We start from the raw sequence: 16,203 nt of genomic DNA on the forward strand, positions 1-16,203 counted from the left end.
TGATTAACGGAAAGGCTAGGAACCGAAGAACTCGTCGAGGCTTATGCCCTTCTTTTTCTTCTTCATGGCGGCCTTTTCCTTCTTGACCGCCTTTTCGAACCCCTGCGATGGCTTTATCTTCTTCTCAGAGCGCTTGGAGGCCTTTTTGGATTCCTTCTTTTTCTCGGCATTGGACTTCTTCTTGAGCTTTCCGTTCGCCTTCAGCTCGTCGAGGTAGCCGTTTTTGCCGTTGGACTTTCCGGTACGGGCCTTTATCATCTTCTCGCAGACGTCGGCCGAGAAGCCCATCAGCGTTCTCTGCCTCTCGGGAAAGACGTTCTCGAAGAGTGTCTTTATGTCCTTCTCGGTCAGGCATATCCTCTGCCTCGTGTAGTCGAGCACGTTGTACTTCGTAACGAGCATCTTTGCCGTGGGGAGGTACTTTTCTATAGCTCCCTTGCTGACGGTCAAAACGATCTTTCCGCCGCACTTGGGGCACTTGCCGGCCAGCGGAGGCCTTCTGTACTTCGTATTGCACTTCACACACCGGAACTCCTGCCTCGTGAAGCTCCTCAGGTTGCCCCTCAAATCCGGAACGAGGTGGGAGTTGATTATCGTTTCAGCCACGTGGTGCTCATCAACCGCCCTTATGAGCTCCGCCAGGGCCAGCTGGCGCTCCACCTTCTCGACCATGTCGCCGAGCTGTTTGTACAGGCTCATCTTCGGGCCGAGGCCTATATCATCGGTGTCGTGGGTGAACTTCAGGCCCTCGTACATCTCCGGTTTGCCGAGCCGGTCCTCAACGCGCTCGATGAACTTAATCTCCTTCGGAGACTTCATCTCGTAGGTGGCGCTGTAGAATTCCAGCGGGTAGTAGCGGACGACGTCCATGTTGTGGACCTCGCTGTCAACCTCGCGCGGGTCGAGGCGCGTGGTAACGACCAGCGGGGCGTCCATCTTGCCGCCGCGCTTCTCGGGCAAATAGTAACGAGAGAAGTTTAACAATGCGTCCATAAGTAACATTACACTATCCTCATCCCCGTCGCAGTTCCTCCTCTTCGCGGCATGGTAATACGGGTGCGCATAGCCCACAAGGACGTCGGAGAAGCCTATTATCCTGCCTATAATTCCCGCTGAAGTGTGCGGGGCGAGGCCTATCACGAGGTGCCCAACGAGGTCCTCCATCTTCTCTGCGTTGTAGAAGCGCGGAAGACCGTAGAACTTCTCGAGGAGGTCGTCTATGAAGCGGGCCACCTTGAGGAGGTACCTTCCAGCCTCGTAGGGCAGTATGACGTCCTGCACGCGGAGCTCGAGTATCTGGTCGTCCCGCTCCAGGGGCTTGCCCTCGAAGTCGTGGGTGTAGCCGAGCTCCCTCAACTTTTCAACGCTCGTACCTATTTCCCTCGGCTTGAAGTGGGTTATCGGGGCGTCGGTGGCGTCGAAACGAATGGTACCATCTTTAAAGACGTAGACGTCGTTTTTAGCCCTCAGAAGACCCTTCTCCAGGGGCTCGGCCATCTTGTAGCCGGAGGTCATACCCTGGACGCCCTTGAGCTTGTCGATGCCGTAGACCTTGACGTTCTCCATGGCGACGCGAAGAAGCTCGGAGGGCTTTATGGTCCTCCTCGCGTAGGGCTTCAGCTCGGTCCCGCATTTGGGACAGCGGAAGTCGAAGTTCTCGGCCTCGCTCTGCGAGTAATCAACGTTGCACTTGGCGCAGTGCCAGAGGAGTTCCTTCCTCGTTCCGCAACGCGGGCAGACGTGCTCCGGGTCGACGTGACCGCATTCCGGACAGCGGAAGAAGGCTATCTCCACGCTCGTTACCTTTCCTTCCTCGGCGGCCTTCTTGATGTCCCTGCTCGAGCCGCCAGCGAGGCCGATTGGGAAGAGAACCTGCACCGGCGGCTTCATCTTCCTCTCCTTGGCCTTCTCCGGCCTTCCCATTCTCGCCCCAATCCAGCTTATTCCTCTATCGCGGAGCTTTATCCTGTTGTTTTCGTTGATGATGTCTATGGTGGTGTGGAAAGGCTTTGCCTTGAACTCCCATTCGAGGTTGCCCAGGGGTGTGAGCAGAGCTGCACTCCAGGGGTAATCGATGACTATGACCTTTTTCCTCTCCCCAGTGCGCTCAAGCCTGTGGGGGAGGCCGAGGAGTTCAAGGTAGCGTTTGATTTTGGGGTCGTTGTCCAAAACGACTCTTCTCGCGAACTTGTTCTTCATATGCTCGTTCCACTCGATTTGAGCACCCAGCAGCGCCCGCTGGAGTTCCTCAACTTCCTCAGGTTTGAGTGTATTCCAGTAGAGGGTGTAGTATGGGTGGAGCGGGATGTCAAGAACGTTTGAGATGTGTATAGCAACCTCAACGTCAGGTCTCACGCGGAGGGGGTCTTTCAACAGGTTTTCGAGAAAGTCCGGGTCGAGTTCAATGTACTCCGCCGCCTCCTCGATGGCCTCGCGTGAATTGTCGGAGAACGGCCTAAGCTCGACCTCGTAGGTCTCGGCTATAGCTTTGACGAACTCCTGAATCCACCATTCCTCCGAGTAGTTGGCGGGAAGAAGGGTCTGGTTGTTCTCCACGAAGTCTCCGAAGTTAACCAGCGCATCGCCGACGTAGAGTATCTCCTCCAGCTGGTCGCGGACCTTGAGGGCGGTCTCGTAGTCGTCCACGCGTATAACGCTCCCGTCCTTGAGCTTGACTATCGGCCCCTCGACCGTCGTTGCGGGGGTTACGATACAGCCCTTGCCGGGCCTTTCCGTCTTCATCTGGGTTCCAATCGCTATGAACTCGTCGAGGAGGAGCATGGTGGCGGGGTTGACGCTCCAGGTGGCGAATCCGCTGACGCGGGAGCGGCCGTAGCGCAGACGGAAGCCGCCGTTCTCGGAGGGCTCGGCGAAGAGCGGCCTTCCTCCTATTATCTCCTTCGTGTACTTCTTGTTGGGGGCGATGTTGGCCTTAAAGCGCTCGTAGAGCTCGTAGTAGAAGCCTCTCTCAACTTTTTCGACAACTTCCTCTCCGGCGCCGGAATCCTCGGCTTTGGATTCGGAAGATTTGGAATCATCCGCCTTCTTGCCCTTTTCTTTGGCATCGACGAACTCCTTTATCCAGCCCCAGCCGTCAACTCCCATCTTGTCTATGTACTTGACGAGCTTCTTCGCCTTCTGGAGGACGCCCTCGGCCAAGACGAGAATCGCACCGCCGCGCAGGTGGTTGGTCTCAACGCCGGGAACGTCGCGGTGGCTGACTTCAACCTTGTCGGTCTCTTCGCCGGTTATCTCGATGGGGATGTTCTTCATGGCGAGCCTTACTTCATCCGCTTCCGGATGGTACTGCAGGCGCGTGACGGCGCGGTGGTAGAGGTCTATTTCCTCCACCATCCTCTCTATGTGCTTCTCGCTCGGCTTGAAGCGGTCGAGGCCGAGCTTCTTCCTGACGTAGTCGCCGACGAGGACGCTGAGGGCCTGTGCGGTTCCTCCGGAGCTCCTGATGGGGCCCGCGTAGTAAAGGGCCAGGTACTCGGAATTGTCGCCCCACTCGTTCCTCTTGACCTTGACGTCGGCTATTCCCTCCAGGGGGGCGGAGACGATTCCCTCGGTGAGGATGGCAAGGGCGGTTCTAACGGCCTGCTCGGCATAGCGCTCCTTGCTCCCCAGGTCACCGAACTTACCGTCTATAATCTCGTCAACGACCTTTAGGGCGGCCAGTTCTTTACCGTACTCCTTAACAAGAACGCGTATCCTCTCGGCCACACCCTTCGGACCGACGAGGCTCTCAACACGGCCGGCCATGTCGGTCGCCTGGGGGACCTCAACCTCAAGGCTGGGGTCCTTTCCCTGAGCGCGGGCCTTTCTCGCCACCTCGTAGGCCCTGTCTATCTCGCGCTGGAGCGATTCGAAGTAGGATTTCATCTCGGATGAGTAGAGTTCCTCGCCCATTCAAACCCCCTCACAGTACTCATCAAACCCCACAACGGCCCTCAAGCGGGCGGTTTCGACGTCTATTATGGGCACCCTGGCGGGTGTTGGCATGATGTTCACCATCTTCTGGAACTCCGTCTGGGCCTGCCAGGTTCCGGTGTTTATCAGAAAAACGCCGTTGTACATCTTGTACTCCATGACGTGGACGTGACCGGCCTGGAAGAGGTCAGGAACGGATTCTATAACGAGGGTATCCTCCGAATCCGGTGCGACGGGCACCTTCTCCCCGAAGGTCGGCGCAAGGTGGCGGAGTTTGAGCAGGTCGAGCATGGCCTCGGCGGGCCTGTGGTGGCTCCTGTTCGGGATGAAGCTGACGACGTCCTCTATGCCGCGCCCGTGGGCAATGAGAAAGTCGCGTCCGTGAAGCCTCACGACGGCAGGGTTGCTTATCATAACGGCATTCTTGAGCTTTTTGAGGGGTCTGGCGTACTCATCGTAGAACCCCGGCTGAGGGAGGGCGGTTCTGGCGGCGTCGTGGTTGCCCGGGCCGATGAACATGGTTATGTGGTCGGGCACGTTGCGGAGGAGGTTCGCCAGGGCCTCGTACTGATCGAAGATGTCCGGAATCTCCAGCTCGTTGTACTGGCCGGGGTAGATGCCGATTCCATCGACGACATCGCCGGCGATTATCATGTACTTTATCCTGCTCACGAGCTCCTCCTCGGCGCGGTTGTTCACCTCACCGTTGAGCCACTCGAGGAAGCGTTCAAAGGCCTTCTCGCAGAACTTGTTGCTTCCCACGTGGATGTCGCTGAGGAGGATGGCGTAAACCTTCTCCTCGAGCGGAGGCTTGTCGCGCTTGAACTTTGGAACGTCCGGGAGGTAGATCCTGTTGGCGAAGAATATGCCCCTCCCCGAGTAGCGGCCGCGGAAGGCTATAACGGAGTCGGGCATTATCTGGAAGAACTTCTTGCTCTCCTCGTTGTTGCGGTTTATGAAGACCTTGATTATCCCAGTGCTGTCCTCGACCTCAAACATGAATCCCTTAGCCGTCTCGCGCTTGCTGTTGATGAGACCAATGATGGTTACCTCCTCGTCCCCTCCCACGTAGCCCAGCTTCCCTATGTCTATGACGCTGCCGAGCTCGGGGTTCTCGCGGAGGATTCTGCGCATCTTTCTCAGCCGGCTCTTGAAGTAGTCCGAGTACACCTTGACGATTATCTCGCCCTCCTTGCTGGCGGCGCTCTTGACCTTGGGAACCTCGAACTTCACATTCTTGACGTCGAAGACGAGCTCCCAGTCATCCTCTATCTCCCTCGCACGATAGTGGAAGCCCTCCCTGGGCGTTATAACAACATCCGCGTACGTCGAGTAGCTCTTCTCCTCGGGAACCTCCTCGCCGACGTAGGCTATCGGCACCCCGTAGTCACCGTAGACTATCTTGGGCTTCACACCGTTCCCGTTCTCGTCGGAGTAGTAGGATTCATCGTCAGTGTAACCGTTTCCGTTCTCGGGGAAGGCAGAGCCAGCAACCACGGCCTGGCCCCCTGCGGCGGGTTCAGACCGCAACACAGCACCGTTCTCCATCGGAAACGTCTCGAGGGGGGCATCCTCCCCGGGGGTCCCAGCGGACACGTTTTCCCCAACGGGTCCCTCCCCATCACCACCGGCAGGCAGAGTTCCAGTGGAAATGAAACTCTCCCCCCCAGAATATTCGGGTTCTCCTAGCCCAGATCCACTAAAAGACGCAGTTTCCACCGCGGATTCACCAGGATTTCCAGTGGAAATATAAGTTGGCGGTTCCCCTCCAGAAGAGCCCATCACGTCGCCGGGTTCAGCAACATGAACCCCATCCGGGACCCTCTCAGCAAAATCGGAAGATTCTTCCGGCAGTTCATCAGATTCTCCAGATTCGAGGGGGATTTCTTCGACAGTCTCCTGGAGCTCGGGGGGACCCTCGCCGGCGGGGGGTTCCAGTGGAGCAGGGCCCTTCCCGCTGAGGAACTCCTTCGCAATGGCTGAGTCTATGACAAACGTGCCCCTGGCACGGGCGAACTTTATCAGCTCGGCGAGAGTGAAGTCCTTCTTGTAGCTATCCACGAGAAGGTAGTAAGCCGAAGGGGTGATTAGATAGCGATTGGCCATTAAATCCTCGATCAAACCCATCAGAGCAGCCTCCTCTGGCGGGACATGCTCACCGTCAGCATGGTCTGAAGCTGGGAATCGTGTCTGTATATGTTCTTGACCTTATAAGGTGTTACGTTGAGCCTTATTTCCTTCGTCCTGCCGTAGCGGCCCTTGCTGACGACCTTGGCATTGATGATGCCGAGCATGTCGAGCTCGTTTATCAGGTCGCTCACGCGCCTCTGGGTGAGGGGTTCGAGGTCGATGTGGTCGCAGAGGGACATGTAAACCGAGTAAACGTCGCCCGTGTTGGCGGGCAGTTCGCCGTTCTCGTCCAGGAGGACTATTGCGTAGAGCAGAACCTTCGAGTGGAGCGGAAGGGTCTTTATGACCTCCTCCATGGTGTCCTGTTCTATCTTCTCCTGGGCCTTCCAGACGTGCCTCTCCGTGACCTTGCTCGCGCCCTCGCGCTCCGCTATCTCACCCGCAACGCGGAGCAGGTCAAGGGCCCTTCTCGCGTCGCCGTGCTCCCTCGCAGCCAGGGCGGCACACAGGGGGACGACGCCGTCGTCGAGAACGCCCTCGTTGAATGCGTCGCTGGCACGCTGCATCAGAATATCCCTGAGCTGGTTGGCATCGTACGGGGGAAAGACAACCTCCTCCTCGCTCAGGCTCGAGAGGACGCGCGCATCGAGGTACTCCTTGAATTTGAGGTCGTTTGAGATGCCTATGATGCTCACCTTCGCAAGGCCCAGCTCGGTGTTTATCCTCGTGAGGGAGTAGAGGATGTCATCGCCGCTCTTTTTGATTAGCTTGTCAATCTCGTCCAAGACTATTATGACGAAGCGCTCACGGGCGTCGATTACCTCCTTAAGCCGTGCGTAAACTTCATCGGTGGGCCAGCCCACAAGGGGGACCTCAACGCCGCTCTCGTTCTTAAAGTGGTTCACGATGTTCGCCAGAACACGGTACTGAGTGTCCACTATCTCGCAATTGATGTAAATGACGTCCACGGGGATCTCATACTTATCGGAGATCCTCTTCAGCTCGTCGGTAACGAATTTTATGGTAACCGTCTTACCCGTTCCCGTCTTCCCGTACACAAAAACATTCGAAGGCGTCTCGCCACGGAGGACGGGAACCAGAATATGAGCCAGCTCCTCAATCTGCTCGCGCCTGTGGGGGAGCTCCTTAGGGGTATAACTGTGTCTGAGAACCTCTTTATTCTTGAATATCTTCTTGGCGTGAAGGTACTTCTCGAAGATTGAATCAATGTAATTGTCGTCCATTCTCACCACCCATTCCAATAGAAATCCAGGCCGGTTATTGATTATTGTGCAAACCCGAATGATTGATTTTGCCAATTGAGCGATTAAAGACATTTAGTATTGACTATTTTCCATAGTCATTTGCCAGATTTTGAACATCAGACACATATTCCAGAGGAAGCACTGGATGCAGAGGAAAGCATAGATATTCGAGGTCATGGGTTTATATGCGTTGTTGAACAGGGGGATGTAAAAAGAGGGTGAGAAAACAGAAGAGATGATCAAAGAGAACCAGCCAGCGTCACGCCTCTTCCGGCCCAGATTTTTCCCGGGTGACCTCAAGAACGGAATCCAGAAGCCTCCTTGCTTCCGCTTCGTCGAGTCCGACTTTAACGGTCAGGAACTCCATGAGCTGCTCGTAGGTGTATCCCTTCTCCACCCTCTCTAGGAGCATGTAGAGTATGCGGTCGAAGACCCTCTCCACAAATTCCTCCTCAAGACCCAGGGCCTCCACGCCGGACAGAAGTCCTATCGCCAGGGCGGTGAGGGCATCGTTGAACTCCTCCTTGCCAAGGGTCTTCTTATCCAGGTCAACGCGGATGTTGACGACGTCATTGGGCCTTCCCAGGCTGAACTTCATCATGTGAATTCTGTCGTTAAGCTCCAGAAGGGTGTGGTACACATAGAGCTTGTCAGCCTCGTCCATGCCGTACGTCTCGAGGCTGGTGGGGATCATGAGATGAACGAACTCATCCGAGAACGCGACCACGATGGTGAACGGCATCTTGGGATGCTCCGCCACGTAGGTGGCATCACCAATCTCGCTGACGTTCCACGGAAGGTTCACAATATCGGCGGCGTCCTCACTGCCGGACCTAAGCCACTCGAGAACCTGGGTTTCTATATCATCCATAACAGATCACCTCAGTAGGATTAACCCCAAAGGTGTTAATAAGGGTTTCCATCCAGAACTTCCAAATAAAAATGTCGAACCCACAATGTTCAAAAAACACACAAATGGATACATTCCAGGGAGAATCCATCCGAACATCTCAACCCTAAGGGTGGCATCAGAGGGAAAAAGAACTGATTCCTTCCCGCATGTCATAAGAAAGGGACAAGATTCCAGAAAAAAAGTAAAAGCGGGCGATACCTCAGAAGTACCCAACGTCCTTCTCATGGCCCTCGAGGGAGCGCTTCGCAACGAAAACCTCATCCAGAAGGTTCTTCGCATCCTCCACTGTCATGCCGACCTTAACGGTCAGAAACTTCATCAGCTCCTCCCTGCTGGCACCCTTATCCACCCTGTCCACAACCATGCCGACTATACGATCGAATATCTCGCGGGCGAATGCCTCCTCAAGACCCAACGCGGAGACAGAGGAGAGAAGCCCAATGAGGAGTGCGGTGAGGGCGTCGTTGAACTCTTCCTTGCCAAGAGTCTTCCTGTCCAGATCAACGCGGAGGTACACATCATCGTTCATTCCCGACAGGGTGAACTTCATCATGTTCACCTGGTCGTTGAGGCGGAGGAGGGTGTGGTAAATCCTGAGCTTATCGTCATTTGTCATTGAGAAGGTCTCCAGCCCCAGGGGAACTAGGAGATGAATGAAACCCTCGGAAAAGACCACCAGGAGCGAGAAAGGCATTCTGGGATGTTCAGCCACGTAGGTGTTGGGTTGAATCTCCTTAACGGACCAAGGCAGATCCACTATGTCCTCTGCGGTATCATCACCCGCTTTCAGCCACCCGAGAACCCGGGCCTCTATATTATCCATCGAGATCACCGGATATAGTACGCGACTTAGGTTAATTAATCTTACAATGGAAATTAAAGAGGTCCACTGGAGCCAACACTCTCCACAGGAAGCGAAGGGGTTAAGTGCTCACAGAGGTACGGCAGAATTTTAAATTTGTAAATGCCCAGATGAAATCAAATGATCATTTCCACTGAAAGGTCAATGCACATAAAAGGACATCAAAATGTGAACAGCGATATACTGTTCTGGACATTCACGGTAAACAGAAGCATTTTGCTATTTAAAAAAGTTAAACACTTCGATACCCCCCGGGAGTTTTGTTTCCAGTGGAGCACGGTTTTGGCTACTCCAGTAATTTTCTTGTTTCCCAGTGAAACTCTCCCACTTTTTTTTAAACTTTTGATATTTATATATTTTCATGAACAATGTTCATAAAAAGCCCAGTTCTATGGGTAGTAATGAACGAAAGACCACAAAATCTAGAGTTCGTTTTTAAACATGCATATTTGATGATCGAAAGATTGTTTATAAACACTCCTTTCATTGTTCCGGCCGCGAAAATCCGTCCATCTCCAAAACTGGGTTCCAGTGGAAATGGAACTCTGGGGGGTCTTTCAGATGGACATCGAAAAAGACCTTTGTTTCCACTGGAAAAAATACTCCATCCGTGGACTTCCTAGGGCAGTGATGATAGTTTTTTAAAACCTCCCCCTGTAGCTTATACCATGATTCCGGTACCACTCGTGCGAAGACTTCTCAGGATGAAGGTCAAGGTCAGCAGGAACCGGCTCCTTCAAATAGCGGCACTTGTACTCCTGCTGGCTGGTATTTTTGCGTTCCTGTTCATGTATTTCGAGAATGTGGGTTTTTACACGGCTTTTTACTGGGCCGTCATAACGATGGCCACAATCGGGTATGGTGATATAACGCCGCAGACCGAGGCTGGCCGCGCCGTGGCTATGGTCGCTGCCGTTGCCGGAATCTCGACTTTTACAGCCCTCGTTTCAATTCTGGCGGAATACTTCATTTCATCGTCTCTGAGGAGGATGATGGGCATGCACAGCGTTAGGTATTCTGGACACTACGTGATAATCGGCCGCGGGAGCAGCATCCCGAGCTGCGTGGGTGAACTCATGTCCGCGATTTCCAGTGGAGAGATAGAGATGCGGCCGATAGTGGTGGTCTTCCCAGACGAGAGCGAGAGGAAGAAGGTTGAGCTTCCAGAGGAAGTGGAGGTCCTCATCGGCGACCCCACGAATCCAGAGACCCTTGAACGCGCCCACGTGAGGGAGGCCTCCTACGTCATCCTTGCCCTTGAGGACGACTCGAAGTCCGTCTTCACGACCCTCATGGTGAAGCGCATGTCTAAAGCGAAAGTCTTCGTCGAGGCCCTCCGCGGGGAGAGCATGGAGCTGCTCAAGGGGGCTGGAGCCGACAGGGTGATACTCAGCAGAAGTCTCGCGGGGAGGCTTCTCGCCAGCTCTGTTTTCGAGCCCGAGGTGGTGGACGTCATAGACGACCTGACCACAGCCGCCGGCGGCTACGATATCTCCGTTCTGAAGCGCAGAGACCTGTGGGGCATTCCCTACGTTGAGGCCATGAAGCGCCTCCACGATGAGGGCTACTTCCTTCTTGGATACTACAAGGAAAAGCCAGTTCTCAGCCCCGCACTGGACGAGGAGATTCCTGAAGGGTCCAAACTGATCGTCATAAAGCCCGGCTCTTCCAGTGGAAAAAGGTGAGAGTGTTGCTCCATTACCCTTACCGTCGGATTGTGTATTCAATTCCTACTAAAACGGCCCAGCAAGGGCGTGAATTTGCGATATCTCCGGATATTTGGTACTTTTATCTTTCGCTCCACCGGAAAGAAAAGTATATAACCCTTCGGCTTTTTACCCCTATGGAAGGTAGTTGTAGTGGGTGAGTGAGATGCCAAGGAAGAAGAAGGCTGACGATGAAATAAAAGAGCTCGAAGAGTTTGAGGAGCTCGATGTCGTTGAGGAGTCCCCGTCAAGCTCAACCAAGAAAAAGAAGGAAAAGGAGATAAAGACCCTTGAAGACCTCCCCGGTGTCGGTCCGGCAACCGCCGAAAAGCTTCGCGAGGCTGGCTACGACAGCATCGAGGCCATAGCCGTTGCCTCTCCAATGGAACTCAAAGAGATAGCGGGAATCAGCGAGGGTGCGGCTCTCAAGATAATCCAGGCCGCCAGAGAGGCCGCCAACATTGGAACCTTCATGCGTGCCGACGAGTACATGGAGCGGAGGAGCACCATCGGCAGGATTTCCACCGGAAGCAAGAGCCTCGACAAGCTCGTTGGCGGCGGTGTTGAGACCCAGGCGATAACCGAGGTCTTCGGTGAGTTCGGTTCCGGAAAGACCCAGCTGGCGCACACCCTCGCGGTGATGGTTCAGCTCCCAGAGGAGGAGGGAGGCCTCCACGGCTCTGTCGTTTGGATAGACACCGAGAACACCTTCAGGCCGGAGAGAATAAGACAGATAGCCGAGGCTAGGGGCCTCGACCCAGACGAGACGCTCAAGAACATCTACGTTGCGAGGGCGTTCAACAGCAACCACCAGATGCTCCTCGTCGAGAGGGCCGAGGAGATAATCAAGGAGAAGGCCGAGACGGACAGGCCGGTAAAGCTCCTTGTCGTTGATTCACTCATGGCTCACTTCAGGAGCGAGTACGTCGGCAGGGGAACCCTCGCCGAGAGGCAGCAGAAGCTGGCCAAGCACCTCGCCGATCTCCACAGGATAGCAGACCTCTACGATATAGCGGTCTTCGTCACCAACCAGGTGCAGGCGAAGCCGGATGCCTTCTTCGGCGACCCGACGAGGCCAGTCGGTGGCCACATCCTCGCCCACAGCGCGACCCTGAGAATCTACCTGAGGAAGGGCAAGGCCGGCAAGCGCGTCGCCAGGCTCATAGACAGCCCCCACCTTCCCGAGGGTGAGGCGATCTTTAGGATAACCGACAAGGGCGCCGAGGACTGAGTTAGTTTTTTAACCCCTCTTCTTTACCTCACTCCATGTCAAAGGTTGAGGCCGTTCAGAATCCCCCTCGCGGGGAACTCCTGAGGATAGTCGATTCCGCCCTGTCGTCCGAGGCAATGCTGACGATATTTGCCCGCTGCAAGGTGCACTACGATGGCCGGGCGAAGAGCGAGCTCGGTTCCGGCGACAGGGTGATAATAATCAAGCCCGACGGTGCCTTTCTCATCCACCAGAGCAAGAAGAGGGAACCCGTTAACTGGCAGCCGCCGGGGAGCTTCGTGACGGTTGAGGAGCGCGATGGCATAATCATCCTTCGCTCCGTGAGGAGGAAGCCGAAAGAGATACTTGAGGTCGAGCTTGAGGAGGTTTACCTCGTCTCCCTGTTCAAGGCCGAGGACTACGAGGAGCTGACACTCACCGGCAGCGAGGCCGAGATGGCGGAGATGATATTCGGAAACCCTGAGCTTATCGAGCCTGGCTTCAAGCCGCTTTTCAGGGAAAAGCAGATCGGCCACGGCATAGTGGACATCCTCGGACGCGATAAGAACGGAAACCTCGTCGTCCTTGAGCTGAAGCGCAGGAAGGCAGACCTGCATGCGGTCAGCCAGCTCAAGCGCTACGTTGAAGGCCTGAGCAAGGAGCATGAGGGTGTTAGGGGAATACTCGTTGCCCCATCTCTGACCTCTGGCGCGAAGAGGCTCCTTGAAAAGGAAGGCCTTGAGTTCAGAAAGGTTCAGCCGCCGAAGAGGGAAAAGCTCGGAAAGGGCAGGCAGAAAACCCTGTTTTAGCCTATGTCCATCTCCTGTGGCAGCATCTCGCGAACCCTGACCACAAGCACAGTGTTCCTCTTCCTCACTTCGACTATTCTGCCGAGGCCGAGGAGCCTCACCTGCGCCCGGCACACGGTTACTTCCCTCTCGTCGCTCTCCTCCCAGGGGATCCGCTGCTCCATGCTCTCCAGGCGGAGTATCTCCGCGAGGAGCCCCTCGGTGCCTACAGTGACATCCTGGAAAGTCTCGTAGGTGAGGAAGACCCTCCCGAGCTCGCGGGCCCTTTCGAGCGCGATAACATTCCTCGCGCCCCTTATCTCAAGGGTTTTGTACGGGCTCCTCAAAAGCTCATCGAGAACCCGTCTCGCGATTCCGGCGAGAGTTATCGCCTCCATGCTCTCACCTCACAGGTAGATGCTCTCGTACTGCTTCTCGGCCTTTCTCCTGGCCTGCTCCATCTGCTCGTGCATCTTCCTCAGCTGGGCCTCTATCATCTCCGCCTCCTTGAGCAGGGGCTCCGTTGAGACCTCTATCGGCGTCAGCTTCTTCAGAACCTCTATGACGTTTGCAGCAGCCCTCGGGTCGGGTCTGTCCCCGAAGGTCTCCCCCAGGAGGACGTAGGCGTCGAGTTTTTCCTTACTTGCCTCCCAGAGGAGCTTTCCGCTCATCCCCATTATCGAACCGTACTGGAGGATTTTCACCCCCAGGTTCTCAAGCTCCCTGTTCAACTCTTCCTTGGCCCCAACTCCCCAGACGTCCATCTTCTCCTTGAAGAGGCCTATGCCTATGCCGCCCAGGGATACGATCTTGTCTGCTCCCATGTCCTTGGGGTACCTCACGAGCTCCCGGGCTATTTCGCTCACTAGGGTGGGAGGGACGTAGATGTCCGCCACGGCGAGTATTATGTTGTCCTTTCCATAGAACCTGAGAGGGGGGTTTGGCTTTCCATCGAGGATCAGCGCCATGGGTGGGATGAACGGGCTCTCCACGTAGCCTATCATCTCCATTTCCAGCTCCCTGGCCAGGAAGTTGGCAGCTATGTGGCCCACCAGGCCTATTCCGGGATAGCCCTCTATCAGTATCGGATTCTTTATCTCCGGGAGCACTATCTTGACCGGACTCTCGTTTTCCACGGTACCACCCCCGGAGAAATTTAGTTTCAAAAGGTTATTAAATTTTCGTCTCTACCCGGCGGTGCTCCTCTTCATTCGAGTTCCATTTCCACTGGAAAAGCAATCCTTATATGAGGGAAGCGAGCATTTAACACGGTGATGACCATGCCGCGGATAGGTATCATAGGTGGTTCGGGCGTTTATGGCGTTTTTGAGCCCAAGGAAACCGTGAAGGTCCACACTCCCTACGGCAGGCCTTCGGCTCCAGTGGAAATAGGCGAAATCGAGGGCGTTGAGGTTGCTTTCATACCGAGGCACGGCAAGCACCACGAGTTTCCACCGCACGAGGTTCCCTACCGCGCTAACATCTGGGCCCTCAAGGAGCTCGGTGTCGAGAGGGTTATCGGCGTTACCGCCGTCGGCTCACTCCGCGAGGAGTACAAGCCCGGCGACATAGTCATAACCGACCAGTTCATCGACTTCACGAAGAAGAGGGACTACACCTTCTACAACGGCCCGAGGGTTGCCCACGTTTCGATGGCCGACCCCTTCTGCCCGGAGATGAGGAAGATATTCTACGAGACGGCAAAGGAGCTCGGCTTCCCGGTCCACGAGAAGGGCACCTACGTCTGCATCGAGGGGCCGAGGTTCTCAACGCGCGCTGAGAGCTTCATGTTCAGGCAGTACGCCCACATCATCGGCATGACTCTCGTCCCGGAGATAAACCTCGCGCGCGAGCTGGGCATGTGCTACGCGAACATAGCGACGGTTACGGACTACGACGTCTGGGCCGAGGAGCCCGTTGATGCCCAGGAAGTTCTCAAGGTCATGGCGGAGAACAACTACAAGGTCCAGGAACTGCTCAAGAGGGCCATCCCGAGGATTCCAGAGGAGAGGAAGTGCGGCTGTGCCGATGTGCTGAAGAGCATGTTTGTTTGATTCCTTTTCTCCGACACCTTTTTAACTTCCACCGGAAACACACCCCTTTAAAACAGGGGTGGTGGTCATGAGCATTCTCATCAAAAACGGCCGCGTTATCTACGGCGAGGGCTTTGAGGTCGTTGAGGGTGACGTTCTCATTGAGGGAAATCGAATCGTTAAGGTGGCCAAAAACATCACCGAGGCCGCGGACACTGTTATAGATGCAAAGGGAAAGGTTGTTTCTCCGGGCTTCGTGAACCTGCACACCCACTCTCCGATGGGTCTCTTCCGCGGCCTCGCCGACGATCTGCCTCTCATGGACTGGCTCCAGAACCACATATGGCCAAGGGAGGCGAAGCTCACTAGAGAATACACCAAGGTTGGCGCGTACCTCGGAGCGCTGGAGATGATAAAGACCGGGACAACGGCCTTCCTCGACATGTACTTCTTCATGGACGCCGTTGCAGAGGTCGTTGAGGAGTCCGGTCTTAGGGGCTACCTTTCCTATGGAATGATAGACCTCGGCGATCCCGAGAAGACCGAGAAGGAACTCAAAGAGGCTCTCCGCACGATGGAGTTCATAGAAAAGCTCGGCTCCGACAGGGTTCACTTCGTCTTTGGCCCCCACGCCCCCTACACCTGCTCGATAGCTCTGCTCAAGGAGGTCAGGAAGCTGGCGAACGAGCACGGGAAGCTCATAACGATCCACGTGAGCGAGACGATGGCGGAGATAGGCCAGATAAGCGAGCGCTATGGAAAGAGCCCGGTGGTTCTCCTCGATGAAATCGGCTTCCTCGGGAGCGACGTCATCATAGCCCACGGCGTCTGGCTCGACAGCAGGGACATACAGATACTCGCGAGGAACGGCGTCACCGTCGCCCACAATCCCGCGAGCAATATGAAGCTCGCGAGCGGTGTTATGCCCCTTCAGAGGCTCCTCAACGCCGGCGTAAACGTCGGCCTCGGGACGGACGGAAGTGCCAGCAACAACAACCTCGACATGCTCGACGAGATGAAGCTGGCCGCTCTGCTTCACAAGGTTCACAACCTCGACCCGACCGTGGCCGATGCTAGGACAGTCTTCAGGATGGCCACGCTCAACGGTGCCAAAGCTTTGAGCCTCAAGGCGGGCGTCATAAAGGAGGGTTACCTGGCGGATATAGCCATCATCGACTTCAACGGGCCCCACCTCCGGCCAGTGAACAACGTGATAAGCCACCTCGTTTACTCGGCCAACGGCAACGACGTCGAGACGACGATAGTGGACGGAAAAATCCTCATGCTCGACCGCGAGGTCCTCACGCTCGACGAGGAGAAAATCCTCGACGAGGCCGAAAAAACGATAGGAAAGCTGGCCTAG

13 protein-coding genes are annotated in these 16,203 nt (G+C 55.5%); 6 read left to right on the forward strand and 7 right to left on the reverse strand.

All coding sequences use genetic code 11. The features are described from left to right. Positions 1 to 15: 15 nt before the first annotated feature. Genes FPV09_RS08885 through FPV09_RS08895 form a run of 3 tightly spaced genes read right to left on the reverse strand, consistent with a single transcriptional unit; the run spans position 16 to position 7,307 of the window. Positions 16 to 3,912, reverse strand: coding sequence for a DNA-directed DNA polymerase II large subunit (locus tag FPV09_RS08885; RefSeq protein ID WP_148883131.1), 3,897 nt, complete (start codon positions 3,910 to 3,912; stop codon positions 16 to 18). After that, entirely contained in the window at positions 3,913 to 6,060 is a 2,148-nt protein-coding gene (locus FPV09_RS08890) for a DNA-directed DNA polymerase II small subunit (protein ID WP_148883132.1), read from the reverse strand. After that, positions 6,060 to 7,307, reverse strand: coding sequence for an ORC1-type DNA replication protein (locus tag FPV09_RS08895; RefSeq protein WP_058938970.1), 1,248 nt, complete (start codon positions 7,305 to 7,307; stop codon positions 6,060 to 6,062). Before FPV09_RS08895 ends, FPV09_RS08890 begins: the two co-directional genes overlap by 1 nt. A 120-nt stretch (positions 7,308 to 7,427) precedes the next feature. Here FPV09_RS08895 and FPV09_RS12240 point away from each other — a divergent pair, with 120 nt between their 5' ends. Then, complete coding sequence (locus FPV09_RS12240) at positions 7,428 to 7,550, forward strand: hypothetical protein (protein WP_255453645.1); 123 nt, start codon at positions 7,428 to 7,430, stop codon at positions 7,548 to 7,550. Between the two features lie 37 nt (positions 7,551 to 7,587). Here the strand turns inward: FPV09_RS12240 and FPV09_RS08900 are convergent, their stop codons facing one another. Then, positions 7,588 to 8,199 (reverse strand): DNA-binding protein, encoded by a 612-nt coding sequence (locus FPV09_RS08900; protein ID WP_148883133.1) that lies wholly within the window; start codon positions 8,197 to 8,199, stop codon positions 7,588 to 7,590. A 241-nt stretch (positions 8,200 to 8,440) separates the two neighbouring features. Beyond that, positions 8,441 to 9,064 carry a DNA-binding protein gene (locus FPV09_RS08905; RefSeq protein WP_148883134.1) on the reverse strand — a complete coding sequence of 208 codons (624 nt, stop codon included), beginning with the start codon at positions 9,062 to 9,064 and terminating at the stop codon, positions 8,441 to 8,443. Between the two features lie 707 nt (positions 9,065 to 9,771). On the opposite strand from FPV09_RS08905, the gene FPV09_RS08910 reads away from it, so the two are divergent. From FPV09_RS08910 to nucS, 3 genes are all read left to right on the forward strand, one after another. Further along, positions 9,772 to 10,788 (forward strand): potassium channel family protein, encoded by a 1,017-nt coding sequence (locus FPV09_RS08910; RefSeq protein ID WP_148883135.1) that lies wholly within the window; start codon positions 9,772 to 9,774, stop codon positions 10,786 to 10,788. Positions 10,789 to 10,975: 187 nt separating this feature from the next. After that, positions 10,976 to 12,040, forward strand: coding sequence for a DNA repair and recombination protein RadA (radA, locus tag FPV09_RS08915; RefSeq protein WP_148883136.1), 1,065 nt, complete (start codon positions 10,976 to 10,978; stop codon positions 12,038 to 12,040). 35 nt (positions 12,041 to 12,075) lie between these two features. Further along, positions 12,076 to 12,828 carry an endonuclease NucS gene (nucS, locus tag FPV09_RS08920; protein WP_083500634.1) on the forward strand — a complete coding sequence of 251 codons (753 nt, stop codon included), beginning with the start codon at positions 12,076 to 12,078 and terminating at the stop codon, positions 12,826 to 12,828. Here the strand turns inward: nucS and FPV09_RS08925 are convergent. Then, the gene (locus FPV09_RS08925; protein WP_148883137.1) at positions 12,825 to 13,205 is read right to left on the reverse strand and encodes a DUF473 domain-containing protein; all 381 of its coding nucleotides are present in this window, start codon (positions 13,203 to 13,205) and stop codon (positions 12,825 to 12,827) included. The genes nucS and FPV09_RS08925 overlap by 4 nt on opposite strands. Positions 13,206 to 13,214: 9 nt before the next feature. Next, the gene (locus tag FPV09_RS08930) at positions 13,215 to 13,943 is read right to left on the reverse strand and encodes a proteasome assembly chaperone family protein (protein ID WP_148883138.1); all 729 of its coding nucleotides are present in this window, start codon (positions 13,941 to 13,943) and stop codon (positions 13,215 to 13,217) included. A gap of 144 nt (positions 13,944 to 14,087) precedes the next feature. On the opposite strand from FPV09_RS08930, the gene FPV09_RS08935 reads away from it, so the two are divergent. Together FPV09_RS08935 and FPV09_RS08940 are read left to right on the forward strand one after the other, a co-directional pair. Then, positions 14,088 to 14,861, forward strand: a complete 774-nt coding sequence (locus FPV09_RS08935; protein WP_148883797.1) for an S-methyl-5'-thioadenosine phosphorylase — start codon at positions 14,088 to 14,090, stop codon at positions 14,859 to 14,861. 67 nt (positions 14,862 to 14,928) lie between these two features. Further along, positions 14,929 to 16,203 (forward strand): amidohydrolase family protein, encoded by a 1,275-nt coding sequence (locus FPV09_RS08940; RefSeq protein ID WP_148883798.1) that lies wholly within the window; start codon positions 14,929 to 14,931, stop codon positions 16,201 to 16,203.

The sequence above is a fragment of the Thermococcus aciditolerans genome, from assembly GCF_008152015.1.
In the GTDB taxonomy this organism is placed as follows: Archaea; Methanobacteriota_B; Thermococci; order Thermococcales; family Thermococcaceae; genus Thermococcus; species Thermococcus celericrescens.